Source organism: Aromatoleum evansii (genome assembly GCF_045689615.1).
Lineage (GTDB): Bacteria > Pseudomonadota > Gammaproteobacteria > Burkholderiales > Rhodocyclaceae > Aromatoleum > Aromatoleum evansii.
This window is the reverse complement of the sequence record NZ_CP141259.1, coordinates 4,797,205-4,822,057: the sequence shown is the minus strand read 5'-3', so window position 1 is coordinate 4,822,057 and position 24,853 is coordinate 4,797,205. Positions and strand designations below refer to the sequence as shown.

The 24,853-nt window shown below is 66.1% G+C and carries 18 protein-coding genes; 16 read left to right on the top strand and 2 right to left on the bottom strand.

Annotated elements, in window-relative coordinates; translation table 11 throughout:
* The first annotated feature begins 185 nt into the window (after positions 1-185).
* On the top strand, positions 186-1,529 hold the full coding sequence (gene gdhA / locus U5817_RS22585; protein WP_407278881.1) for an NADP-specific glutamate dehydrogenase: 1,344 nt from the start codon (positions 186-188) through the stop codon (positions 1,527-1,529).
* Between the two features lie 30 nt (positions 1,530-1,559).
* On the opposite strand, the gene U5817_RS22580 is transcribed toward gdhA, so the two are convergent.
* Positions 1,560-3,443 (bottom strand): putative bifunctional diguanylate cyclase/phosphodiesterase, encoded by a 1,884-nt coding sequence (locus tag U5817_RS22580; RefSeq protein ID WP_407278880.1) that lies wholly within the window; start codon positions 3,441-3,443, stop codon positions 1,560-1,562.
* A gap of 140 nt (positions 3,444-3,583) precedes the next feature.
* On the bottom strand, positions 3,584-4,225 hold the full coding sequence (locus U5817_RS22575; protein WP_407278879.1) for a DedA family protein: 642 nt from the start codon (positions 4,223-4,225) through the stop codon (positions 3,584-3,586).
* Between the two features lie 329 nt (positions 4,226-4,554).
* On the opposite strand from U5817_RS22575, the gene U5817_RS22570 reads away from it, so the two are divergent.
* From U5817_RS22570 to U5817_RS22500, 15 genes are all read left to right on the top strand, one after another.
* Positions 4,555-6,579 (top strand): PAS domain S-box protein, encoded by a 2,025-nt coding sequence (locus U5817_RS22570; RefSeq protein ID WP_407278878.1) that lies wholly within the window; start codon positions 4,555-4,557, stop codon positions 6,577-6,579.
* Between the two features lie 10 nt (positions 6,580-6,589).
* A complete protein-coding gene (locus U5817_RS22565) occupies positions 6,590-7,240 on the top strand; it encodes a response regulator transcription factor (RefSeq protein WP_169126256.1) in 651 nt (216 codons plus the stop codon).
* A gap of 554 nt (positions 7,241-7,794) precedes the next feature.
* A complete protein-coding gene (locus U5817_RS22560) occupies positions 7,795-8,142 on the top strand; it encodes a c-type cytochrome (protein ID WP_169132924.1) in 348 nt (115 codons plus the stop codon).
* Positions 8,143-8,220: 78 nt separating this feature from the next.
* Positions 8,221-9,216, top strand: coding sequence for a DmsE family decaheme c-type cytochrome (locus U5817_RS22555; protein ID WP_169132925.1), 996 nt, complete (start codon positions 8,221-8,223; stop codon positions 9,214-9,216).
* A 17-nt stretch (positions 9,217-9,233) separates the two neighbouring features.
* Entirely contained in the window at positions 9,234-11,357 is a 2,124-nt protein-coding gene (locus tag U5817_RS22550; RefSeq protein WP_407278877.1) for an MtrB/PioB family decaheme-associated outer membrane protein, read from the top strand.
* A 180-nt stretch (positions 11,358-11,537) separates the two neighbouring features.
* Positions 11,538-13,520: a cytochrome C gene (locus U5817_RS22545; protein ID WP_407278876.1), complete on the top strand. Its 1,983-nt coding sequence runs from the start codon at positions 11,538-11,540 to the stop codon at positions 13,518-13,520.
* Between the two features lie 344 nt (positions 13,521-13,864).
* Complete coding sequence (locus tag U5817_RS22540; RefSeq protein WP_407278875.1) at positions 13,865-15,841, top strand: AMP-dependent synthetase/ligase; 1,977 nt, start codon at positions 13,865-13,867, stop codon at positions 15,839-15,841.
* 11 nt (positions 15,842-15,852) lie between these two features.
* Positions 15,853-16,674: an ABC transporter ATP-binding protein gene (locus tag U5817_RS22535; protein ID WP_169127278.1), complete on the top strand. Its 822-nt coding sequence runs from the start codon at positions 15,853-15,855 to the stop codon at positions 16,672-16,674.
* Positions 16,675-16,705: 31 nt separating this feature from the next.
* Positions 16,706-17,632, top strand: coding sequence for a branched-chain amino acid ABC transporter permease (locus U5817_RS22530; protein WP_407278873.1), 927 nt, complete (start codon positions 16,706-16,708; stop codon positions 17,630-17,632).
* 77 nt (positions 17,633-17,709) lie between these two features.
* On the top strand, positions 17,710-18,777 hold the full coding sequence (locus U5817_RS22525) for a branched-chain amino acid ABC transporter permease (protein WP_169127274.1): 1,068 nt from the start codon (positions 17,710-17,712) through the stop codon (positions 18,775-18,777).
* A gap of 86 nt (positions 18,778-18,863) precedes the next feature.
* Positions 18,864-20,189, top strand: a complete 1,326-nt coding sequence (locus U5817_RS22520) for an ABC transporter substrate-binding protein (protein ID WP_169127272.1) — start codon at positions 18,864-18,866, stop codon at positions 20,187-20,189.
* Between the two features lie 82 nt (positions 20,190-20,271).
* Entirely contained in the window at positions 20,272-21,108 is an 837-nt protein-coding gene (locus tag U5817_RS22515; protein WP_169127270.1) for an ABC transporter ATP-binding protein, read from the top strand.
* A 263-nt stretch (positions 21,109-21,371) separates the two neighbouring features.
* Complete coding sequence (locus U5817_RS22510; RefSeq protein WP_407278872.1) at positions 21,372-22,604, top strand: phenylacetate--CoA ligase family protein; 1,233 nt, start codon at positions 21,372-21,374, stop codon at positions 22,602-22,604.
* A gap of 114 nt (positions 22,605-22,718) precedes the next feature.
* The gene (locus U5817_RS22505) at positions 22,719-23,885 is read left to right on the top strand and encodes a CaiB/BaiF CoA transferase family protein (protein ID WP_407278871.1); all 1,167 of its coding nucleotides are present in this window, start codon (positions 22,719-22,721) and stop codon (positions 23,883-23,885) included.
* A 65-nt stretch (positions 23,886-23,950) separates the two neighbouring features.
* Positions 23,951-24,841 (top strand): AEC family transporter, encoded by an 891-nt coding sequence (locus U5817_RS22500; RefSeq protein ID WP_169127264.1) that lies wholly within the window; start codon positions 23,951-23,953, stop codon positions 24,839-24,841.
* The last annotated feature ends 12 nt before the right edge of the window (positions 24,842-24,853 follow it).

Sequence of the window (24,853 nt, the reverse complement as noted above, 5' to 3'; positions counted from 1 at the left end):
GGCGCTTCGGCGCCGTTTTTCTTGTCTATTACGCCTTGTGGGCGGCGAAAAGCGCACCATAATGGGGCGAACATTAAGAAAATTTAATGAAGCTGTAGAAAATCGTTGATTCTGTGCCTCAAATTGGTGCATAAAGGCGGGCGATCCACTACCGGCGTATTAGACGCACCATTTTGGGGAATTCGATGAAATACCAGTCGCTCGAACAGTTTCTTGAACACGTCGCTGTGCGCAATCCCGGCCAGCCCGAATTCCTGCAGGCGGTGACCGAGGTCATCGAAAGCCTTTGGCCCTTCATCTCCAGCCACCCCAAATACGCCGAGCAGGGCCTGCTCGACCGCCTCGTCGAGCCCGAGCGCGTGATCATGTTCCGCGTCTCCTGGGTCGATGACCACGGCGATGTGCAGGTCAACCGCGGCTACCGCATCCAGCACAGCTCGGCGATCGGCCCCTACAAGGGCGGGCTGCGCTTCCACCCCTCGGTGAATCTCTCCATCCTCAAGTTCCTCGCCTTCGAGCAGACCTTCAAGAACGCGCTCACCACGCTGCCGATGGGCGGCGGCAAGGGCGGCTCGGACTTCGATCCCAAGGGCAAGAGCCCGGCCGAGGTGATGCGCTTCTGCCAGGCCTTTGTCAGCGAGCTGTTCCGTCATGTCGGTTCCGATACCGACGTTCCTGCCGGCGATATCGGCGTGGGCGGGCGCGAGGTCGGCTTCATGGCCGGCATGATGAAGAAGCTGTCGAACCGCGCCGACTGCGTGTTCACCGGCAAGGGCCTCGCGTTCGGCGGCTCGCTGATCCGCCCCGAGGCGACCGGTTACGGCACCGTGTATTTCGCCGAGGAGATGCTCAAGCGCCGCGACATGTCCTTCGACGGCCTGCGCGTGAGCGTGTCCGGCTCGGGCAACGTCGCGCAGTACGCGGTCGAGAAGGCCATGGCGCTGGGTGCGAAGGTCGTCACGGTGTCCGACTCGAGCGGCACGGTGGTGGACGAGGACGGCTTCACCACCGAGAAGCTCGCCGAGCTGATGGAAGTGAAGAACCACCTGTACGGCCGCGTCAGCGACTACGCGCAACGCGTCAAGGCCAATTTCCAGCCCGGCGTTTCGCCGTGGCACGTGCCGGTCGATGTCGCGCTGCCCTGCGCGACGCAGAATGAGCTCGACGGCGAGGACGCGCGCAAGCTGGTGGCGAGCGGCGTCAAGTGCGTCGCCGAAGGCGCCAACATGCCCTCGACCGCCGAGGCGGTGCGCGTGTTCGAGGAGGCGGGCGTGCTGTATGCGCCGGGCAAGGCGAGCAACGCCGGCGGCGTCGCGACCTCGGGTCTCGAGATGAGCCAGAACGCGATGCGCCTGTCGTGGCCGCGCGAGGAGGTCGATGCGCGCCTGCTCGGCATCATGCACAGCATCCACGACGCCTGCGTGCAGCACGGTCTGCGTCCGGACGGCACGGTCAGCTACGTGGACGGTGCCAACGTCGCCGGCTTCGTCAAAGTGGCCGACGCGATGCTCGCGCAGGGCGTGATCTGACGCTCGCTTGAGTGGGGCGGTGCGTGGCGCTCAGTGCAGCGCCGCGCCGCCGCCCGGCGTCGGGTGGCTCCACGGGGACTGCGCCTCCCAGTCGTCGAACTGCGCGGTCGGGATCGGACGGCCGACGAAATGGCCCTGCGCCGTGTCGCAGCCCAGCTCCTGCAGCCGGTTCCATAGCGCCTCGCTCTCGACCCCCTCGGCGACGACGCCGAGCCCCAGGTTGTGTCCCAGCTCCACCGTCGAATGCACGATCACGGCCGAGCCGGAATTGGTGAGCATGCTGGTGACGAAGGAGTGGTCGATCTTCAGCGAGTCGACCGGCAGCTTCTGCAGGTAGCTCAGGCTGGAGTAGCCGATGCCGAAGTCGTCGATGAACAGTTCGACGCCGAGCTCCTTGAGCCGGTCCAGCGTCTCCAGCGCGCCGGCCGGGTCTTCCATCAGCGCGCTCTCCGTGAGCTCGAACTGCACCAGCTCGGGCGGCAGCGCCCAGGTCGCGAACAGGCCGCTGATGCGGTCGATGAGGCGCGGATCGCGCAGGTCCTGCGCCGACAGGTTCACCGACAGCGGCCGCTTGATGCCCTTTTCGTACCACGCGTAGGACTGGCGGAAGGCCGCTTCCAGCACCCAGCGCGTGAGCGGCATGATCAGGCCCGCATGTTCGGCAAGCGCGATGAATTCGCCGGTGGCGATCATGCCGTGCTGCGGGTGCTGCCAGCGCACCAGCGCCTCGGCGCCGCAGATCTCGCCGCTGCGGATGGAAACCTTGGGCTGGCAGTACAGCAGCAACTCGTTCTGGTCGATCGCGCTGCGCAGCTCGCTCATCAACTCCAGCCGACGCGTGCTCTCGCGGTCTTCCGTGCCCTTGTAGAGGGTGTATTTGCACGCCGTCCTGCGCGCCTGCACCGCCGCGATCTTCGCGCGCCGCAGCAGCGCCTCGGGCGTGTTGCCATGTCCGGGGAAGAGCGAGATGCCGATATGGGCGTGCGGATCCATCGCCAGGCCGGCGAAGTCCACCGGGTCGCAGGCTTCGCGCATCGCATGGTGGGCGACGCGCATCGCCGCCTCGGCGGTCGAACGCGGCATGATGATCGCGAACTCGTCCTCGCCGACGCGTGCGACCGACTTGTTCGGGCCGGCGATCTGCCGCAGGCGGGCGGCCATCTCCGCGATCAGGTGGTCGCCCTCCTGGTAGCCGAGCGTGTCGCTGATCTCCTGGAAGCGCCCGACCTTCAGCAGCAGCACGGCCATGGACTGGTTTTCCTGCTGCGCCTGCGCAATTTCCGTGGCGAGCGTCTCGCCCAGCGAGCTGCGGTTCGGCAGGTCGGTGAGGGCGTCGTAAAAGGCCATGTGGCGGATAGTTTCCTCCGCCGCGCGGTGCCGTTCGCGCATGCGCAGCATCGCGATGCCGAAGGCGAGGTCGTCGGCCATCTCGGCGAGCAGCTTGCATTCACATTCGTCGAAGGCATCGGCTTCGGCCGCGAAGATCGTGAGATTGCCGATCACGGTGCCGTCGATGACCAGGGGGAAGGCCACGAGCGCGGCGTAGCCGCGCTTGTACGATTCGGCCAGTGCGATCGGCAGCTGGATCTCGGGGATGTGCTGCAGATCCTGGATGACGACCGGCTGGCCCGTGCGGATCGCCTTGGCCGTCGGGCCGCGGGCGTCGGGGCTGTCGCCATCGGCCCAGCTGAAGTGCGCGAGTCCGAGGAATCCCTCCTCGACACCGTGGTGCGCAACCGGGCGGATCGTCCGGCTCTCGTCATGTTCGGCAAACCCGACCCAAGCCATGCGATAGCCGCCGAGTTCGACGATCACCCGGCACATGTCGTGCAGCAGCGTTGTTTCGTCCTGCGCCCGCAACAGCGTGCGGTTGCCCGCGCTCAGCGTGCGCAGCGCGCGTTCGGCGTAGCTCATGACGCTCTCCTTTGCGCGTGCACCGCAACGGCGTCTGTCGGCCCGAGCACCGTGCCGACGGCGCGCGCTCGCACCGGCGGCAATTCATCCTAGTGCCCGGCGCGTGGCGACGCAACGCTGCGCCGCCACTTCCGTCACGCTCAGGAGGCGGTCGAGCGCGCCTTCACTGCGCCGATCACCACCGGCAGCAGCGACAGCACGATGATGCCCACGATCACCAGCGTGAGGTTCTGCTTGATCCACGGCATGTTGCCGAACCAGTAGCCGGCGAGCGTGAGCGACACGACCCAGGCCACAGCGCCGACGACGTTGAACAGCGTGAAGCGCGCATAGCTCATGCTGCCGATGCCCGCGACGAAGGGCGCGAAGGTGCGGAACAGCGGCAGGAAGCGCGAGATCACCAGCGTCTTGCCGCCGTGCTTCTCGTAGAACAGGTGCGTCTTCATCAGCGCCGCCTTGTTGAACAGGCGCGAGTTTTCCCAGTGGAAGACCCTGGGGCCGAAGTAGCGGCCGATCGAGTAGTTCACAGTGTTGCCGAGAATCGCCGCGGCCGTCAGCGTGAGGATCAGCAGCGAGATGTCCATGTTGCCCAGCGCCGCCAGTGCGCCGGCGATGAAGAGCAGCGAGTCGCCCGGCAGGAAGGGCGTCACGACGAAGCCCGTCTCGCTGAAGATCACCGCGAACAGGATGGCGTAGATCCAGACCCCGTAGGCGCTGACGAGCGCTTCGAGGTGCTTGTCGAGGTGAAGGACGATGTCGAGCAGCGGAGCGAAAAATTCCATGGACGGATGCGCAGGTGGGAAAGGCGGGAATTCTACCCGACACCCGGGCCGGTGACCGGCGTGCGGGGTGGGGTTTCGTGTGGGAGCGGCTTCAGCCGCGAATCGGCGGTGTCGCACGTGGCGCGGCCCCTTCGCGGCTGAAGCCGCTCCCACAGGGAAATCTCGCAGCGCTGCATTGTGGCCGGCGATTGTTGCAGGAAGCGCCACGATGAATTGTTTGTTTCAAACTTGCCGAGCACGCCTCCGCCTTCTATAGTCCGCCCGCACCGGGGGGCCGGGACCGACGATGGCGTCGGAATGGCGCGCCGGCCTTAGCTCGGGAATTCCGCATGTCAGGCCTGTTGCGCAAGTTCTGGATCGAGCCGCCCGTGCGTGCGGTGATGTTGCTGACCGCGCTGATGCTCGCCGTGCTGGCCGGCGGCACCGCCTTCCTGCTCTACGACATGCGCCAGCGCGAGATCGAGTACGCGCGCAGCGAGATCTCCACCCTGAGCCGCATCCTCGCGGAGCAGACGGCGCGCACGCTCGACGGCGTGACGATGGCCCTGCGCGGCGCCCAGGACAGGCTGTCCGACAGCATCGGGCAGCAGCTCGAGCTCGACAGCTTCCCCGTCCAGGCGCTCCTCAAGGCCCGCGCCGAAGGCTTGCCGCAGTATTCGTCGATGTTCGTCGTCAATGCCAGCGGCGTCGTCATGAATTCGACCCTGCTTGGCACCCGTCCGGGCTTCAATGAAGCGGACCGCGACTACTTTGCGAGCCTGGTGCGCAAGGATGAAGGGCTCTTCGTCAGCCAGATGTACCGCCGCCGCTTCGACGGCGAGTGGACTTTCTACCTCAGCGCGCGGCTCGTCGATGGCTCCGGGAATTTCCGTGGCGTCGTCGCTGCGGCGGTCGTCGCCAACTATTTCGAATCGTTCTACCGCCGCCTCGACCTGCGCTTCGGCAAGCAGATTCAGCTGATCAACGCGCGCGGCAACCTGGTCGCGAGCTTCCCCAGTGACATGGACAAGGTCGACCAGCCGGTGCAGGAGCTGCCACGCCTCAGCGAGAAGGCTGCCGACCCGAACGGCACGGTCCACGTCACCGAGACCCTGGCCGGCGAGAACCGCTTCGTCGCCTATCATCCCGTGCCGCGCTATCCCTTCCTGATCGGCGTCGCCGTCGATCAGGACTCGGCGCTGGTGTCCTGGCCGATGACCGCGCGGCCCATCGTCGCCGGCGCCGGCATCGTCGCCGCGCTGCTGCTCGCCGCTTCCTGCGGCGTGGTGTGGAGCATGCGCCGGCGGGCGCTGATGGCGAGCGCACTGCAGGACAGCGAGGAGCGCCTGCGCGAGATGGTCGAGTCGGTGATGGATGCGATCGTCACCATCGACGAGGACCTGTCCGTCGTGCTGTTCAACCGTGCGGCCGAGCACATGTTCGGCGTGCGTGCCGACGATGCGCTGGGCAAACCCTTCGACCGTCTGCTCGGCAGCGAGTCGCGCGGTGCCTACCATGCCATCGTCGGGCGGCGGCGCAATTCCGGCGAGCCGCGGCATGCGCGCCGCGGCCGTGCCGAACTCGTCGCCCGCCACGCCGACGGGCGCGAGTTTCCCGCAGACGCCACCTTCTCCTCGACCGAGACCCAGGGGCGGCGTTTTCTCACCGTGGTGCTGCGCGACCTGACCGAGCGCAAGCGCATCGAGACGCATCTGCGCGAGACCAATCGCCAGCTGCAGGAACTCTCCACCGCGCTGCAGCGGGTGCGCGAGGACGAGCGTGCCGGCATCGCACGCGAGATGCACGACGAACTCGGGCAGCGGCTCACCGCGATCAAGCTCGAGCTCTCCTGGCTCGGCGGCCGCCTGCCCGGCGAGCGCGCCGACCTGCAGGACAAGGTGGGCGTCATCAAGGAGCAGCTCAACCAGACGATCGCGTCGGTGCGGCGCATCACCTACGAGCTGCGCCCGCTGATCCTCGATGACCTCGGCCTGCGCGCGGCGATCTCCTGGCTCACGGACGATTTCTCCAAACGGACGGATATCGAGCTGGTGCTGGACCTGGACGACGACGAACCCGAGCGCGGCAGCGCCGAGGCGACGACGCTGTTCCGCGTGTTGCAGGAGTCGCTCACCAACGTCACGAAGTACGCGCAAGCGAGTACCGTATGGGTGGCGTTCCGCCGCGACGGCGACGACTGGCGCCTGACCGTGCGCGACGACGGCGTCGGCTTCGTGCTCGATGCGGCGAACCAGGCGGGGTTCGGCCTGCTGGGCATGCGCGAGCGCATCCGCCTGGTGCAGGGGACCTTCGCGATCCATTCCACGCCCGGCGACGGCACGACGATCGACGTCACCGTGCCGACCGGGCAATGAGGGAAGCAAGATGGAGAAACTCCGGGTATTGCTCGCCGACGACCACGCGATCATTCGCGATGGCCTGAAGCAGATCCTCGCCGACACCGAGGACCTCGCGGTTTGCGGCGAGGCGGCCAACGGCAACGAGGCCCTGCAGCTCGTGCGCGAGCAGGACTGGGACGTGGTCGTGCTCGACATCTCCATGCCCGGACGCAGCGGCCTCGATCTCATCCGCCTGATCCACGACGAGAAGCCCAAGCTCCCCATCCTGATCCTGAGCATGCACCACGAGGAGCAGTACGCCGTGCGCGCGCTGCACGCCGGCGCGTCGGGCTACCTGACCAAGGAGAGCGACGCCGACCTGCTGGTGCACGCGATCCGCCGCGTGGCGCGCGGCGGCGTGTACGTGAGCGACACCGTGGCGGAGCTGATGGCGCGCGGCCTCATGCCCGCCGCGAACGAGTTGCCGCACACCAGCCTGTCGGACCGCGAATACCAGATCTTCCACCGCCTCGTGCTCGGCCAGGGCCTCACCGACATCGCCAACGAGCTGTCGCTCAGCGTCAAGACCATCAGCACGCACAAGACGCGCATCCTGCAGAAGATGGCGATGACGAATACGTCCGAGCTGATCCGCTACGCCGTCGCCCACCACCTGGTGAAGTCCACCGACGTTTAAGCCGGCGCCGCCCGCGAGCGGCGCCTCCGGGGTTCCCCCCGCTCTACCCCGTCCCGTCCGCTGCGCCGTGAGGTCGCGGCGCGCCTGCTCGCGCGTTATCAACCCGCCAGGCAATTAGTTGACGTCAAGTTCAATGCAGCACGTTCGCTCCCGGGAGTCTCCGCTTCGCTGTGCCGTTCCGCAGGCGCAGAGCGATGCTCCGCGAAACCCCTGCTGCACCCCCTTCAAGGGGAGGGCTGGGGTGGGGCTGGGTTAAGTAGGCGCCGCGGAAACCCATCCCCCTCCTAACCGATAGTCTCGGCTGCGCCTCGCCGCTCCACAGGGGGCCAGCAGTGCTCGCCGAAACCCCTGTTCCGCCCCCTTGAAGGGGGAGAAACAAGGTGCCGGAGCAGTCGTTGTGTATTTCGTCGTCGGCTAATAGGAATTTTCCTACACGTAATTTAAACCCTGTCCGATATGGGGGATTGCGCGAATTCGTGAAAATCCAGTCACGTCAGGCCGCGCCCATGTTGTGGCCGAAACGACGAAATTCCAGCTTCAACAGGAGAGCCCAAATGCAATTCCGTCTCAACCGCGTGTCGCTGCTCGTTGCCGCCACCGCCGCGATCTTCGCTTCTTCCTCCGCATTTGCCGTCGACGCCGACGCCGCGAAGTCCCTCGCGAAGGACAACGACTGCTTCAAGTGCCACGCCGTCAACAAGACCAAGAAGGGCCCCTCGTACCAGAAGATCGCCGCCAAGTACAAGGGCAAGGAAGCCGAGGGCTTCGAGAAGATGAAGAAGAACATCACAACCGGCCCGAAGGTGAAGCTCGAGGACGGTACCGAGGAAGAGCACAAGATCATCAACACCAAGAACGAGGCCGAGATCAAGAACCTCATGGAATGGATTCTTTCGCAGTAAGCCGCGTGGCCTGAATCGCACCGCCCGGCCGGGCGGTGCGGCAATGACGTTCGGAACCAAGGGGATAACATGAGAAAAATGCGAAGCTTGCTTGCAGCGCTGGCCGTCATCGGCAGCGTCTGCTCGGGGGCGGTATTCGCCGCCGATGCGCCGAAAGAGGCGCCCAAGGACATCGTTCTGCAGGGCGATGCCAAGTGCACGTCCTGCCACGACGAGGCGGACGCCCCGGGCGTGCTGCACATCGGCAAGACGAAACACGGCACGCGCGCCGACGGCCGCACGCCGACCTGTACCGATTGTCACGGCGAAAGTGACAAGCACGTGACATACAAGGGCAGCGACAAGCCGCCCAAGCCCGATCGCACCTTCGACAAGAAGTCTGCGACCCCCGTTGCCGAGCGCAACGCAGCCTGCCTGTCCTGTCACCAGACCGACCCGAAGCGTCACCTGTGGACCGGCAGCACGCACGAGCGCCGCGACGTCGCCTGCAGCTCCTGTCATGACACGCACGCCGCCGACGACAAGGTCCGCGACAAGCGTACCCAGGCCGAAGTGTGCTTCGCCTGCCACAAGGAGCAGCGCGCGCAGGTCAACCGGCCGTCGCACCACCCCATCCCCGAAGGCAAGATGTCCTGCTCGGACTGCCACAACCCGCACGGCACCACCGGTCCGAAGCTGCTCGTGAAGGACAGCACCAACGCGACCTGCTACACCTGCCACGCGGAGAAGCGCGGCCCCTTCGTGCATAACCATGCACCGGTCACCGAAGACTGCGCCAACTGCCACAACCCGCACGGCACCGTCGCCGACGCGATGCTGAAGACCCGTCCGCCCTTCCTGTGCCAGCAGTGCCATGACCCCGCCAACCACCTCGGCACGATCCCGGGTGTCGCGGCAAATACCGATCTCAGCCGCAACGTGAACGGCACGGTGATCGCTTCGCCGGCAAGCCAGAACAACGGCCTCAACTCGGTCGGTGTGACCCAGGGGCGTGCCTGCCTGAACTGCCACACCGAAATCCATGGCAGCAATAGTCCGTCGGCCAGCTCGAAGGCTGCCCGCTTCTGGCGTTAAGAGTCAGGGAGAACGAAATGGACAACAATCGCATTTTCAAGCGGACGGTGCTTGCCCTGGCCGTGTCGATGGCCTTCCCCGTGTCGTCAGCCCTCGCGCAGGAAGACGAGGTCGCGGAACTGATCAGCCCGAACGTCGCCGAAGCAAGCATCAGGCTGCAGCACCTCAACGAGGTCAATCCGCTGTACCGGCAGTACTACGGCATCAATGACGAGGGTATCCACGGTAGCGCCGACCTCAAGGTCATCCGCCGCTCCGACGAGGGACGCTGGCTGCGCATCGAGGGCCGCGACCTCGGCCTGCGCACGCAGGAGTTCGGCGCGTCGATCGAGCAGCAGGGCGACTGGAAGCTCGGTATCGACTACAACCAGATCCCGCGCTACGCACCCTTCGAGGTGTCGACGCGCGTGACCGGAATCGGCCACGACTCGCTCAACCTCGGCACCCGCTTCGACGACAAGGACCTGAAGACCGAGCGCACGGCCACGTCCCTGACCGCCACCAAGTTCATCAGCAAGAACCTGCAGGCGAACGTCACGTTCAAGAACGAGGACAAGAAGGGCGAGCGCCTGTTCGGCTCCAACGGCAACGTCGGCGGCTACCTCGGCCAGTTGTTCGCGCCCGAGCCGATCGACTCGAACCACAAGCAGATCGAGGCCTCGCTGGACTATGCAACCGAGAAGTTCTACGTCTCGGGCAGCTACTACGCCAGCTTCTACGAGAACAAGGCGGGCAAGGGGCTGTTCGTCAATTACGGCACCACCGGCGGCACGGGCAACCCGGTCGCCGTCCAGGGCACCCCGACTGCGATGAGCCCGCTGTCGCTCGCGCCCGACAACCAGATGCACCAGATCGCGCTGGCCGGCGGCTACAACTTCAGCCGCGACACGCGCGCCAACCTGAAGGTGAGCAAGAGCTTCGCGACCCAGGATGACAGCTTCCTGCCGTCATCCGTCGTGCCCTACCTGCCGGGCATGACCCGTAGCGATCTCGGCGGCAAGGTCGACACGACCAACGTGTTCGGCTCGATCACGTCGCGCGTCACCGACAAGCTCAACCTGCTCGCATCGTGGGCGTACGAGGACCGGGATGACCGGACGCCGCAGCTCGATTATGCGAGCTACAACGGGAGGATCCTGCAAAACAACCCCGAGTCGCAGACAACGCAACGCGGCAAGTTCGAGGCGAGCTACCGTCTGCCGAAGGGTTACAACCTGACCGCGGGTTACGACTATGACTTCAGGAAGTACGAGGGCATGGACGAGCTGTACCGCGACGAAATGACGGAGAACACCTACCGCATCGACCTGCGCAAGTCGCTCAGCGACACCCTGAACGGCAGCGTGACCCTCGCCCACAGCGAGCGTGACGGTTCGAGCTGGGGCACCACGCCGGTCCTCGTCAAGACCGCCACGACGGCCGTGGGTGAGCACTGGACGGCGCCGGCGCAGTTCTCCGACCGCGAGCGCGACAAGCTCAAGCTCATGCTCGACTGGATGCCGGTCGAGCCGCTGTCGGTGCAGTTCGCCTACGAGTACGCGATGGACGACTACAAGACGCGCATCTTCGACATCGGTCTGAACGAGGGGCGTTCGGAGCTGTTCTCGCTTGATGCGTCATACCGCATCAATGACCGCTGGAAGGCGAACCTGTGGTATTCGCACTCCAGCAACGACATCGAGCAGAAATCGCTGAACAGCACCTACGGTTCGAAGTGCGACGGCACGACGCTCCCCTACACCTGCGTGCCGTGGGGGGCCGACCTCAAGCTGAGCTCGAATGGGGTCGGCGCGGGATTCGACGGCCAGATCAGCTCGAAATTCTCCGTCGGTGGGCAATATCTATACAGCCGCGACGTGAGCGAGTACGACATCTCCTACGCGGATGCCGGTGCGCTATCGTCGATCCGCCAGGGGGCGGGGATCCTCCCGGATACCGAGTACACGCTGAACACCCTGCGGCTGTTCGCGCGCTATGCCCTCACAAAGGCTACGGCTATTCGTTTAGACTATGTCTGGGATCGTCGCGAGATGGATGACTATACATGGTCGAGCTGGAGCTATTCGGATGGCACGAAGGTCTTCGTGGATCCGAACCAGATCACACGCGTCATCGCGGTGACCGTCTCGCATGCATTCTGATTGACGGCAGCAACGGCCGGGCCGAAGACGGCCCGGCTTTCATCCGGGGATAGCAAGTCGCCCGGCAGGGGGCCCACGAGCACATATGACGCCTGTGCGTCTGGCGGTTGGCGTGCGACGTGCCGGCCCCCTTTTTCGTCTGCGGCGCGCGGGCTGCGCTGCGAAAAGGGGAGCAATAAAGTGAAAATACGCAACATTCGGGGCCTGCTGGCGGCGGTCGCGTCTGCCGCGTTGCTGTGGCCCTTGTCAGGCCTCGCGGCCGGGGGGGGCGAGGCGCCGGCCAAGCTCGACAATGCCAGCTGTCTGAACTGTCACGAGAAGGGCAAGCCTGCGATCCAGATCGAGGATTCGGAAGGCGAGAAGGTGGATCTGCCTGCGGTCGATCCGGCAAAGGTCGCGAAGGGCGTGCACGCCAAGCTGGACTGTGTCGCCTGCCACACGGACATCGTCGACGCGCAGGAGAAGCACGAGAAGGCGGCGAATGCCGTCAAACCCGACTGCGCCGGTTGCCACGAGAAGCTGTGGGACGAGGCGAAGAAGAACAACCAGGCGGCCGACAAGCCGCGCCTGGGCGTCGTCGTCGAGAACATCGCGGCCTACAAGGAATCCTTCCACGCGCGGCCGGACGCGGATTATCCGGACCGCCCGAAGGCTGCGTGCAACCAGTGCCATGCGACACACGACTTCGCCGTGCCGCCCGCCGGCACGCCCGAGCGCGACCAGTGGCGCCTGACGATTCCCGAGACCTGCGGCACCTCCTGCCATGAGGACCATCTCGAGGATCTGACCGAGTCCGTGCACGGTGAACTGACCGCAAAGGGCGACCCCAAGGGCGCAGTGTGCATCGACTGCCACACCACGCACGAGATCCGCGGCACTTCGACGGAGCTCTTCAAGCTCAAGAACGTGGTGTCCTGCGGCGACTGCCACAAGGAAGAGCTGCTGAGCTATCGCGACACCTACCACGGGCAGGTGAATCGCCTCGGTTTCGCCTATACCGCCAAGTGCGCGGACTGCCACGGCAGCCACGGCATCAAGGCGGGCGACGATCCTAAGTCGCGCGTGCATCCGGACAACCGCCTGAAGACCTGCCAGAAGTGTCACGACGACAAGAAGCCGGGCATGGTGACGGCCACGGCGGGCTTCGTGACCTTCGGTCCGCATGCCAACACCGACGACTTCGAGAAGTACCCGCAGATGTACGTGGCCGGCAAGTTCATGACCTGGCTGCTGATCGGCGTGTTCGCCTTCTTCTGGGCGCACAGCGGCATGTGGTACTACCGCGAGTGGCAGGAGCGCAAGGAACGCAAGACCGTGCCGCACGTGCGCACCGGCGAGCTGGGTGTGAACGAGGGCAAGCACTTCGTGCGCTTCGCCAAGGGCTGGCGCATCGCGCACCTCGCGTTCGCGCTGGTGACGATGACCCTGGTGCTGACCGGCACGACCGTGATGTTCGCCGACAGCGCCTGGGCGCCGACCGTTGCCGCGATGCTGGGCGGGCCGAAGGTGATGGGCATCATCCACCGCGTGGCCGCCGTGCTCTTCGTCGGCATCTTCATGATCCACTTCGTGTACGTGATGTCGCGCCTGCTGCGCGACCGCAAGTTCCGCTGGTTCGGCCCGGATTCGCTGATCCCGAACTGGAAGGACCTCGCCGACTGCGTGGGCATGTTCAAGTGGTTCTTCGGAAAGGGGCCGAAGCCCAAGTTCGACCGCTGGACCTACTTCGAGAAGTTCGACTACTGGGCGGTGTTCTGGGGTGTGAACATCATCGGCTGGAGCGGCCTGATGCTGGCCTTCCCGCACGTGACGGCGAGCTTCCTGCCGGGCTGGGTGTTCAACGTCGGCACGCTGGTGCATGGCGAGGAAGCCTTCCTCGCGGCCGTGTTCCTCTTCACGGTGCACTTCTTCAACAACCACTTCCGCCCCGACAAGCTGCCGCCCCCGGACGTGGTGATGTTCACCGGCACGCAGTCGCTGGAGGAGTTCAGCCGCGAGCATCCGGCGCACTACCAGCGTCTGGTGGAATCCGGCGAGTTGGAGAAGTACCTGGTCGATGCGCCGTCGCGCCAGTTGCACGTCGGCTCGGTGATCCTCGGTCTGACCCTGATCACCGTCGGTCTCGTGCTGCTGGTGTTGGTGGTGACGGGTTTCTTCAGCTGATCCTGGTCTGAAGCCGTAACGAAAAAGGGGAGGGCGACCTCCCCTTTTTTGCGTTCACGGCGTGCCACCGGTCCCGGCTTCGGGGGCGGGATTGGCGGGATACGCTGCGCTCCTCCCGCCATCGGCGCTCATACGGAGGGCGGTCGTCCGGTTGTTACGATTCACTACATTCCACAAACAGTTGCGCAAACATGGCTTGCGAGACTGCACGCATACAAAAGCGCGACCGGCAGCCACGATGCTGCCCCCGACGCTGCGGCGCACACGACTGCGCCGGACCCCGGACCCGATAACAAGACCTGGCCGGGTGGAGACGAAGAATGAAAACCAAAGGAGGAGGTGGTATGTCCGACAGAAACGGGCAGGCTGAGCACCCGGCCGCCCTGGACACCTTTCCGCGGCTGCTGATGAACCATGCAACCGTGCGACCCAATCGGCCCGCGATGCGCGAAAAGGAGTTCGGCATCTGGCAGACCTACACGTGGGCCGAAGTCGCGCGCAACGTGCGCGCCATCGCCTGCGGGTTGGCGGAACTGGGCTTCAAGCGCGGGGACCGGCTGGCGATCATCGGCGACAACCGTCCGCGCCTGTACTGGTCGGTGGCCGCGTGCCAGTGTCTGGGCGGCATCCCGGTGATGCTCTACCAGGACGCCGTGGCGCCGGAAATGGCCTATGTGCTGCAGGACGCCGAGATCCGCTTCGCCGTGGTCGAGGACCAGGAGCAGGTCGACAAGATGCTCGAGATCCATCCCGAGGTGCCCTTCCTCGAGCACGTGATCTACGACGACCCGCGCGGTCTGCGCCATTACAGCCAGCCGATGCTCAAGGGTCTGGACGAGCTGCAGGAGATGGGCAGCATCCATGACCGCAACCACACCGATTTTCTCGACGGGGAGATCGACAAGGGAGCGACGGACGACATCTCGGTGATGCTGTACACGTCCGGCACGACCGGCAAGCCCAAGGGCGTTTGCCAGACCCATGCGGCCTTCATCGCCGCGGCGACCGGCGGGATGGGCTTCGACAAGCTGAGCGATCAGGAGGACATCCTGTCCTACCTGCCGATGGCCTGGGTGGGCGACCACCTGTTCTCCTTCGCGCAGGCGATGGTCGCGGGCTTCACGATCAACTGCCCGGAATCCGGCGACACCGTGATGACGGACCTGCGCGAGATCGGTCCGACCTACTATTTCGCGCCGCCACGCGTGTTCGAGAACCTGCTCACGCAGGTCATGATCCGCATGGAGGACGCGAGTGTCATCAAGCGCAAGCTCTTCGCGCACTTCATGGACGTCGCGCGCCGCTGCGGCGCCGACATCCTCGACGGCAAGCCGGTGTCCGCCGGCGACCGCCTGCAGTATGCGCTCGGCAACCTGTTGATCTACGGCCCGCTGAAGAACGTGCTGGGCATGAGCCGCATCCGCGTGGCCTACACCGCGGGCGCCGCGATCGGACCGGACCTGTTCCGTTTCTATCGCTCGATCGGGGTGAATCTCAAGCAGCTCTATGGCCAGACCGAGACCTGCGCCTACGTGTGCCTGCAGCCCGACGGCCAGATCAAGCTCGACTCGGTCGGCAAGCCCGCACCCTTCGTTGACGTGAAGCTCGCCGACAACGGCGAGATCCTGGTGAAGGGGCCGATGCTGCTGAAGGCCTACTACAAGCGCCCGGACGCGACCGCCGAGTCGATCAACGCCGAGGGCTACTTCATGACCGGCGACGCGGGCTACTTCGACGAGGACGGTCACCTCAAGATCATCGACCGCGCCAAGGACGTCGGCAAGCTGGCGGACGGCTCGATGTTCGCGCCCAACTACATCGAGAACAAGCTCAAGTTCTTCCAGCACGTGAAGGAAGCCGTCACCTTCGGCAGCGGTCGCGACTGCGTCACCGCCTTCATCAACATCGACCTGGAGGCCGTGGGCAACTGGGCCGAGCGGCGCGGCCTGGCCTACTCGGGCTACACCGACCTCGCGTCACAAGGCGTCGTGTATGAGCTCATCCGCGACTGCGTGGAGAAGGTGAATGCCGATCTCGCCAATGACGCGCAGATGAGCGGCTCGCAGATCCGGCGCTTCCTGATCCTGCACAAGGAGCTCGATGCCGACGACGGCGAGCTCACGCGCACGCGCAAGGTGCGCCGCAACTTCATCGCCGAACGCTACGCGGTGCTGATCGACGCGCTCTTCGAGGGCAAGCAGACGCAGCACATCGAGACCGTCGTGAAGTACGAGGACGGGCGCGAGGGGCGCATCAGCGCCGATCTGCGCATCGAGGAAGTGAAGACCTTCGCGCCGCAGGCGGCGAAGCTGGCGGCATGAGGGGGGAGGCGATGATGATGAACGACATGCCGCAGGAAGCGGTGCAGGAACAGACCCGGCGCATCGGCGACGTGGTGCTCGACCTGCAGAACATCTCGCTGTCCTTCGGCGGCGTGAAGGCGCTGACCAACATCAGCTTCGATGTGCGCGAGCACGAGATCCGCTCGATCATCGGTCCCAACGGCGCCGGCAAGAGCTCGATGCTGAACGTGATCAATGGCGTCTATCACCCGCAGGAAGGCCGCATCCTGTTCCGCGGCGAGGAGCGCCGCAAGATGGAGCCGCACGTCGCGGCCGCGCAGGGCATCGCGCGCACCTTCCAGAACATCGCGCTGTTCAAGGGCATGAGCGTGCTCGACAACATCATGACCGGGCGCAACCTGAAGATGAAGTGCGGGCTGCTGGCGCACGCGATGTTCTGGGGCCCCGCGCAGAAGGAGGAGATCGAGCATCGCAAGAAGGTCGAGGAAGTGATCGATTTCCTCGAGATCCAGAGCATCCGCAAGACCCCGGTCGGACGGCTGCCCTACGGCCTGCAGAAGCGCGTCGAACTCGGGCGCGCGCTCGCCGCCGAACCCAGCCTGCTGCTCCTCGACGAGCCGATGGCGGGCATGAACGTCGAGGAAAAGCAGGACATGTGCCGCTTCATTCTCGACGTGAACGACCAGTTCGGCACGACGATCGTGCTCATCGAGCATGACATGGGGGTCGTGATGGACATCTCCGACCGCGTCGTGGTGCTCGACTACGGCAAGAAGATCGGCGACGGGGCACCCGACGAGGTGAAGAACAACCCCGAAGTGATCGCCGCCTACCTCGGCACGTCGCACTGAGCGCACACCAGAAAGGAATCGGGAGACAAGGATGCAGTTCTTTTTCGAAGTGCTGATCGGTGGCCTGCTGTCGGGGGTGCTGTACGCCCTGGTGGCACTGGGCTTCGTGCTGATCTACAAGGCCTCGGGCGTGTTCAACTTCGCGCAGGGGGCGATGGTGTTCTTCGCCGCGCTGACCTTCGTCGGCTTCCGCGAGCTGCTGCCGGGCCTCACCGGGCTCGACCCGGAAGGCGCGCTGGTGTTCTGGATGGCCTTCGTGCTGGCGCTGGGCGCGATGATCGTGCTCGGCATCCTGACCGAGAAGATCGTGCTGCGCCCGCTGGTGAACCAGCCGCACATCACGCTCTTCATGGCCACGATCGGCCTGACCTTCCTCGTCGAGGGCATCGCGCAGGGCATCTGGGGCGCCAACGTGCGCGGCCTGTCGCTGGGCATCGCCGACGAGCCGGTCGAATGGATCATGGACAGCGCGAACATGCTGGTGTCGAAGTTCGACCTGTTCGCGGCAGCCCTGGCCGGCGTGCTGGTCGCCTCGCTGGCGCTGTTCTTCCAATACACCAAGGTCGGCCGCGCGCTGCGTGCGGTCGCCGACGACCACCAGGCCGCGCTGTCGATCGGCATCCCGTTGCAGCAGATCTGGGCCATCGTGTGGGCGGTCGCGGGCTTCGTCGCGCTGGTCGCGGGCCTGATCTGGGGCGCCCGTAGCGGCGTGCAGTTCGCGCTCACCTTCACGGCGCTGAAGGCCCTGCCGGTGCTGATCCTGGGCGGCTTCACTTCGGTGCCCGGCGCGATCGTCGGCGGCCTGATCATCGGCGCCTCCGAGAAACTCGCGGAGGTCTATATCGGCCCCTTCGTCGGCGGCGGCATCGAGGGTTGGTTCCCCTACATGCTGGCGCTGGCCTTCCTGCTCGTCCGCCCCGAGGGCCTGTTCGGCGAACGCCACATCGACCGGGTCTGAGCCGCCCCGCATTGGCCTGACGCCCCCGCTCCCGCCCGAGGCGGGCAGGGGACGACCAACAAGATTGGAGACAACGCATGCTTTACCGGGAAGCCGGCCAGTTCAAGGCCAGTTACATCGAGGATCAGCAGATCTTCCCGATCCGCCAGGACAAGATCGGGTTCATCGCCATCCTCGCCTTCTTCTCCCTCGTCGTGCCCATGATCGCGAGCGAATATTGGCTGCAAGCGATCCTGATCCCTGTGCTGATCTTCTCGCTGGCCGCGATCGGACTCAACATCCTCACCGGCTACGCCGGCCAGCTCTCGCTCGGCTCGGCCGCCTTCATGGCGGTCGGGGCCTTCGGCGCGTACAACTTCATGCTGCGCATCGACGGCATGCCCTTCATCGCCGCGCTGATCCTCGGCGGCCTGTGCGCGGCCCTGGTGGGGATCGCGTTCGGGCTGCCCAGCCTGCGCATCAAGGGCTTCTATCTCGCGGTGGCGACGCTCGCGGCGCAGTTCTTCATCGTGTGGGCGCTGGTGAAGTTCCCGTGGTTCTCGAACAACTCGACCTCCGGCGTGATCAGCGCGCAGAAGGTCGAGATCCTCGGCTTCGCGTTCGACACGCCGGTGTCCAAGTACCTGCTGACGCTGGCCGTCGTCGCCGTGTTCGCGCTGCTCGCGAAGAACCTCGTGCGCACGACGACCGGGCGCTCGTGGATGGCGGTGCGCGACATGGACGTCGCTGCCGAGGTCATCGGCATCCGGCCGATGCGCGCCAAGCTCTCCGCCTTCGCGGTGTCGTCCTTCTACTGCGGCGTCGCGGGCGCGCTCTACGCCTACACCTACCTCGGCACGGTCGAGCCGGAAGGCTTCAGCCTGGACCTCTCGTTCCGCATCCTGTTCATGATCATCATCGGCGGGGTTGCGTCGATCATGGGGTCCTTCCTCGGCGCGGCCTTCATCGTGCTGCTGCCGATCTTCCTGAACGTCGCCATGCACGCGCTGTTCGCCGGGACGATGCCGGCGGGCCTCGCGTCGAACCTCGAACTGATCATCTTCGGCGGACTCATCATCTTCTTCCTCATCGTCGAACCGCACGGGCTCGCGCGCCTGTGGCAGATCGGCAAGGAAAAGCTGCGCCTGTGGCCCTTCCCGCACTGACAGCCCTGGAACATCCGTTGCCGGCGGGGGAGGCCGGCACGCGTCAAAGTGGTAGCTGCATCAACACATACAAGAGAGGAGACACCATGAAACTGAAGAAAACCGCACTCGTCGCCGCCGCCGTCGCCGGCCTTCTGACCAGCGGCTACGCCGCCGCGGCCTCCGAGCAGTTCATCGGCCTGCCGAGCTACCGCGTCGGCCCCTTCGGCTCCAACGGCGCATCGCTGTACGGCGGCTGGATCGACTACATGGCGATGATCAACGAGCGCGACGGCGGCATTAACGGCGTAAAGCTGAGCTGGGAAGAGTGCGAGACCGAATACAACAACGCGCGCGGCGTGGAATGCTACGAGCGCCTGAAGGGCAAGGGCGCGACCGGCAACACCGTGTTCCAGCCGCTGTCGACCGGCATCACCTACTCGGTGCTGGAGAAGGTCGCGCAGGACAAGATTCCGATGGTGACGATCGGCTACGGCCGCACCGACGCGGCCGACGGACGGGTCTTCCCGTGGGTCTTCCCGATGATCTCGACCTACTGGACGCAGGCCTCGGCGATCATCAACTACATCGGCTCGAAGGAAGGCGGCGTCGATAAGCTGAAGGGCAAGAAGATCGGCCTGCTGTACCACGATTCGGCCTACGGCAAGGAATCGCACGCCATCCTCGACAAGCTCGCGTCCAAGCACGGCTTCACGGTGGAGAAGATCGCCGTCGCCAGCCCGGGCAACGAACAGCAGGCGCAGTGGCTGCAGATCCGCCAGGCCAAGCCCGACTACGTGATCCTGTGGGGCTGGGGCGTCATGAACGCCACCGCGCTGCGCACCGCGCAGAAGACCGGTTATCCGCGCGAGAAGGTCATCGGCGTGTGGTGGTCCGGCTCCGAGGAGGACACCGTACCGGCCGGCGACGCCGCCAAGGGTTACACCGCTGCCGGCTTCAACGTCGCAGGTGCCAACTACCCCGTCGTCCAGGACATCCAGAAGCACGTCTACGGCAAGAGCAAGGGCAACATGGAAGACAAGGGCCGCGTCGGTTCCGTGCTCTACAACCGCGGCGTGGTGCACGGGATCATCACCGTCGAGGCGATCCGCAAGGCGCAGGAGAAGTACGGCAAGGGCAAGGCGCTGACCGGCGAGCAGGTGCGCTGGGGCTTCGAGAACCTCGACATCGACGACAAGCGCCTCGCCGCGCTGGGCGCCGCCGGCTTCATGCCCGACCTGAAGATCACCTGCGCCGACCACGAAGGCGCCGGCAAGGTGAAGTTCCAGCAGTGGGACGGCGCCAAGTGGACCGTCGTCAGCGACTGGATCAGCGGCGACCAGACGGTGGTGCGCCCGATGATCGAGGAGTCTGCCGCGGCCTACGCGAAGGAGAAGGGCATCACCCCGCGTGACTGCTCGAAGGAGATGTAAGCCGCGACCGGGGCCGCGCGCCGCGCGGCCCCGCCAGGCTTGCCGGGGAATCCCGACGGAGACAGGAAGGCGAAGACGCACGATGAATACAGCCACTCACACTGCCGCGAGCGCCGCGGCCCCCTACCTCAGCATCAACAACGTCGAGGTCATCTACGACCACGTGATCCTCGTGCTCAAGGGCGTGTCGCTCCAAGTGCCCAAGGGCAAGATCGTCGCCCTGCTCGGCGCCAACGGCGCCGGCAAATCGACGACGCTCAAGTCGATCTCCAACCTGCTGCGCGCCGAGCGCGGCGACGTCACGAAAGGCAGCATCGAGTTCAAGGGCGCGCGCATCGACCAGATGACCCCCAACGATCTCGTCAAGCGCGGCGTGATCCAGGTGATGGAAGGCCGCCACTGCTTCGGGCACCTGAGCATCGAGGAGAACCTGCTGACCGGCGCCTACACGCGCTCGATCTCGCGCGCCGAGCTGAAGGACAACCTCGAGAAGGTCTACCACTACTTCCCGCGCCTAAAGCAGCGGCGCAGCTCGCAGGCCGGCTACACCTCGGGCGGCGAGCAGCAGATGTGCGCGATCGGCCGCGCGCTGATGGCCAAACCCGAGATGATCCTCCTCGACGAGCCGTCGATGGGCCTTGCGCCACAGATCGTCGAGGAGATCTTCGAGATCGTGAAGGACCTCAACACCAAGGAACAGGTGAGCTTCCTGCTGGCCGAGCAGAACACCATGGTCGCGCTGCGCTACGCGGACTTCGGCTACATCATGGAGAACGGCCGCATCGTCATGGAAGGCGATGCGAAAGAGCTCGCCACCAACGAGGACGTCAAGGAGTTTTACCTCGGCCTGGCGGGCGAGGGGAGGAAGAGCTTCCGCGACGTGAAGCATTACCGCCGCCGCAAGCGCTGGCTCTCGTGACGGCGGGAGATCGCGGCGCGATGTCGCGTTGCTCGGGCGCTCGTGTGCAGCAGCACTGGGCGCACCCTCGCGCCACGCTTGCCCGTCGTCGGGCTTCGGGAGCGGACGGCGCTTCGTGCGGACGAAATTCGCAAGGCGGGAGTCGGATGCGTCCGTTCGCCCTGAGCCCGTCGAAGGGCCGGGTTCAGCGGGGCTTTGACGGCAAACCCATCGGTATTTGGCTGCCGGCGCAATAGTCGTCCGGCGTGTGCAGGAATCTTGAGATGAACTACTACGACGCCAGAGAAACCCGTGACCCCGCCGAGCGCGAGCGGGAGTTGATGGCCCGCCTGCCGGCCCAGATCGCCCATGCGAAGGCGAACGCGCCGGCCTTTGCGGGGCTGCTGGAAGGCGTCGATCCGGCCACGATCACGAGCCGCGAAGCGCTCGCCCGCCTGCCGGTCACGCGCAAGTCGGAGCTGCTCGAACGCCAGAAGGCCGCGCGCCCCTTCGGCGGCTTTGCCGCGACGCGCTGGGGCGCCGATTGCCGCCGCGTGTTCGCGTCGCCCGGCCCGCTGTACGAGCCCGAGAGCGCTCGCCCCGACTACTACCGCCTCGCCCGCGCCTTCCACGCCGCCGGCTTCCGCGCGGGCGATCTCGTGCACAACACCTTCTCCTACCACTTCACCCCGGCGGGTTCGATGATGGAGACCGCCGCGCACGCGCTGGGCTGCACCGTCTTCCCCGCCGGCGTGGGCCAGACCGAGCAGCAGGTCGCCGCGGTCGCCGACCTGAAGCCCAACGCCTATGTCGGCACGCCGTCTTTCCTGCGCATCATCCTCGACAAGGCCGAGGAGTTGGGCGTCGCGCACAGCTTCACCAAGGCCTTCGTCTCCGGCGAAGCCTTCCCGCCGGCCTTGCGCGATGCGTTTGCGGCGCGCGGCATCGCCGCCTGCCAGGCCTACGCGACCGCCGACATCGGCCTCATTGCCTACGAGACGCCCGCCCGCGAGGGCATGGTGCTCGACGAGGACGTCATCCTCGAGATCGTGCGCCCCGGCACCGGCGACCCGGTGGCGCCCGGCGAGGTCGGCGAGGTCGTCGTCACGACCTTCAATCCGGACTACCCGCTGATCCGCTTCGGCACCGGCGACCTCTCGGCGGTGATGCCCGGCGCCTCGCCCTGCGGGCGCACCAACGTGCGCATCAGGGGCTGGATGGGGCGCGCCGACCAGACCACCAAGGTCAAGGGCATGTTCGTGCATCCCGGCCAGATCGCGGCGGTCGCGAAGCGCCACCCCGAGATCGTGCGCGCGCGCCTCGTCGTCGATAACCCGGACCTCAACGACCGCATGACCCTGCACTGCGAGGCGATACAGCCCGGCGAGGCGCTCGCCGACGCGATCGCCGCGAGCATCCGCGAGCTCACGAAGCTGCGCGGCGACGTGAGCTTCTGCGCGCCCGGCAGCCTCGCCAACGACGGCAAGGTCATCGACGACGTGCGCAAGTACGAGTAAGCGTCCCTGCCACCTCCCGCAGGGCGGGAGGAGCCGGAGGCGTATCCCGTCACTACGGCGTCCGCCGTGGCACGGCGGTAAAATGCCAGGCTTTCCCGAACCGCTACCGACAGCATGAGACAGAAGCCCCTCGCGAACCTGCGCGTCCTCGACCTCACGCGCCTGCTGCCCGGCCCGCTCGCGACCCAGCACCTCGCCGACTACGGCGCCGAGGTCATCAAGGTCGAGGATACAGGCGCTGGCGACTATGCGCGCACCATGGGCGCGATGAACGGCGACACCAGTTTTTTCTACCAGGTGTGCAACCGCGGCAAGAAGAGCGTGCGCCTCGACCTCAAGCGGGCCGAAGGCCGCGAGCTGTTCCTGCGCCTCGTCGATACCGCGGACGTCGTCGTCGAGGGCTTCCGCCCGGGCGTGATGGACAAGCTGGGCCTCGGCTACGACGCGCTCGCCGAGCGCAAGCCGAAGATCGTCGTGTGCAGCATCTCCGGCTACGGCCAGACCGGCCCCTACGCGCTGCGCGCCGGGCACGACATCAACTACATCGGCTACGCCGGCGTGCTCGACCAGATCGGCACCGCGGGCGGCGCGCCGGCGCTTTCCAACCTGCAGATCGGCGACCTCCTCGGCGGCACGATGTCCGCGCTGTTCGGCCTGCTCGTCGCGGTGCTCGACGCACGCGCCAGCGGGCAGGGGCGGCATGTCGACGTCGCCATGACCGACGCAGCGCTGGCGCACGCGATCTTCCCGCTCGCCGAAGTGCTCGCGCACGGCACCGTGCAGCCGCGCGGCGAGGATCTCCTTACCGGCGGCGTGCCGTGCTACGGCGTGTATGAAACCGCGGACGGACGCCACATGGCGGTCGGATCGCTGGAGGAGAAGTTCTGGCACCTCGTGTGCGACACCCTTGGCCGGCCGGACCTCAAGGCCGCGCACCTTGCGACGGGCGAAGAGGGCGCCCGCGCCCGTGGCGAGGTCGCGGCGATCTTCCGCAGCCGCACCCAGGCCGAATGGACGGCGCTCTTCGACGGCGTGGACTGCTGCGTGACGCCCATCCTGCGTCTAGAGGAAAGCCTCGAGAACCCGCAACTGCGCGCGCGGGGCATGGTCACCGAAGTCGACGGCGTGCGCCAGTTCGGTCCGCCCGTGCGCCTGTCCGGTTTCGAGCCCGGGCCGTTTGCGCCGGCGCCGCAGGCCGGCGCGGATAGCGATGCCGTGCTCGAGTCGCTCGGCCTCGACGCCGCGGAGATCGCGCGCTTGCGCGCTGCCGGCGTCATCTGAGCATTGTCGGCAAGGGGGTAGAAACCGCAGTCGCGACGGCGTCCGGGGCAGGTTAAGCTTCGCCGATGCAAAGCCTGCTCCTGCTGCTCCCCGACTTTTCGCTGATCCTTCTCGGCGCCGTGCTGCGCCGCCACCTCGTCGACGGTGACGCCTTCTGGAGCGGCGTCGAGAAGCTGGTCTACTTCGTGCTCTTCCCCGCGCTGCTGTTCAACGCGCTCGCCACCGCGGACATCGACCCGGGCCGCGCGCTGCCCCTGTTCCTCGCGGGGCTCGGCACGATGTTCGCCGGCTTCGTCCTCGGCTGGCTCGGGCGCGGCCTGATGGGGCTCGATGCAATGGGCTTCGCGTCGCGCCTGCAATGCGCCTATCGCTTCAACACCTACATCGGCATCGCGATCGCCGGCAAGCTGCACGGCGCCGCGGGCATCGCACTGATGGGCGGCCTGTGCGGTGCGATGGTGCCTTTCGCCAACGTGATGGCGGTCGGCATGCTCGCGCGCCACGGCCAGGGAAGCCTGCTGCGCGAACTGTCGCGCAACCCGCTGGTCCTCGCGACCCTCGCCGGCCTGCTGTTCAACCTCGCCGGCTTCGACCTGCCCGCCCCGCTGACGTCCTTCCTCAAGCGCCTCGGCGATGCCGCGGTGGCGCTGGGGCTGCTCGCGGTCGGTGCCGCATTGCGCTGGGAGATGGTGGGTGGGCGCTGGACCGGCTCGGCATGGATCGTCGCGGTGAAACTGCTGTTCCTGCCCGCGGTGGCCTGGCAGATCGGTCGTGCGCTGGGGGTCGAAGGCGTCGCCTTCGACATGCTGGTGCTGTTCGCGGCACTGCCGAGCGCGAGCTCCGCCTACATTCTCGCGATGCGCATGGGGGGCGACGGTGCCGGCGTCGCGTGGTTGATCTCGGCGACGACGCTCCTCGCCGTTCCCTCGCTGACCCTGTGGCTGCACCTACTGTGACGGGCGGCGCAG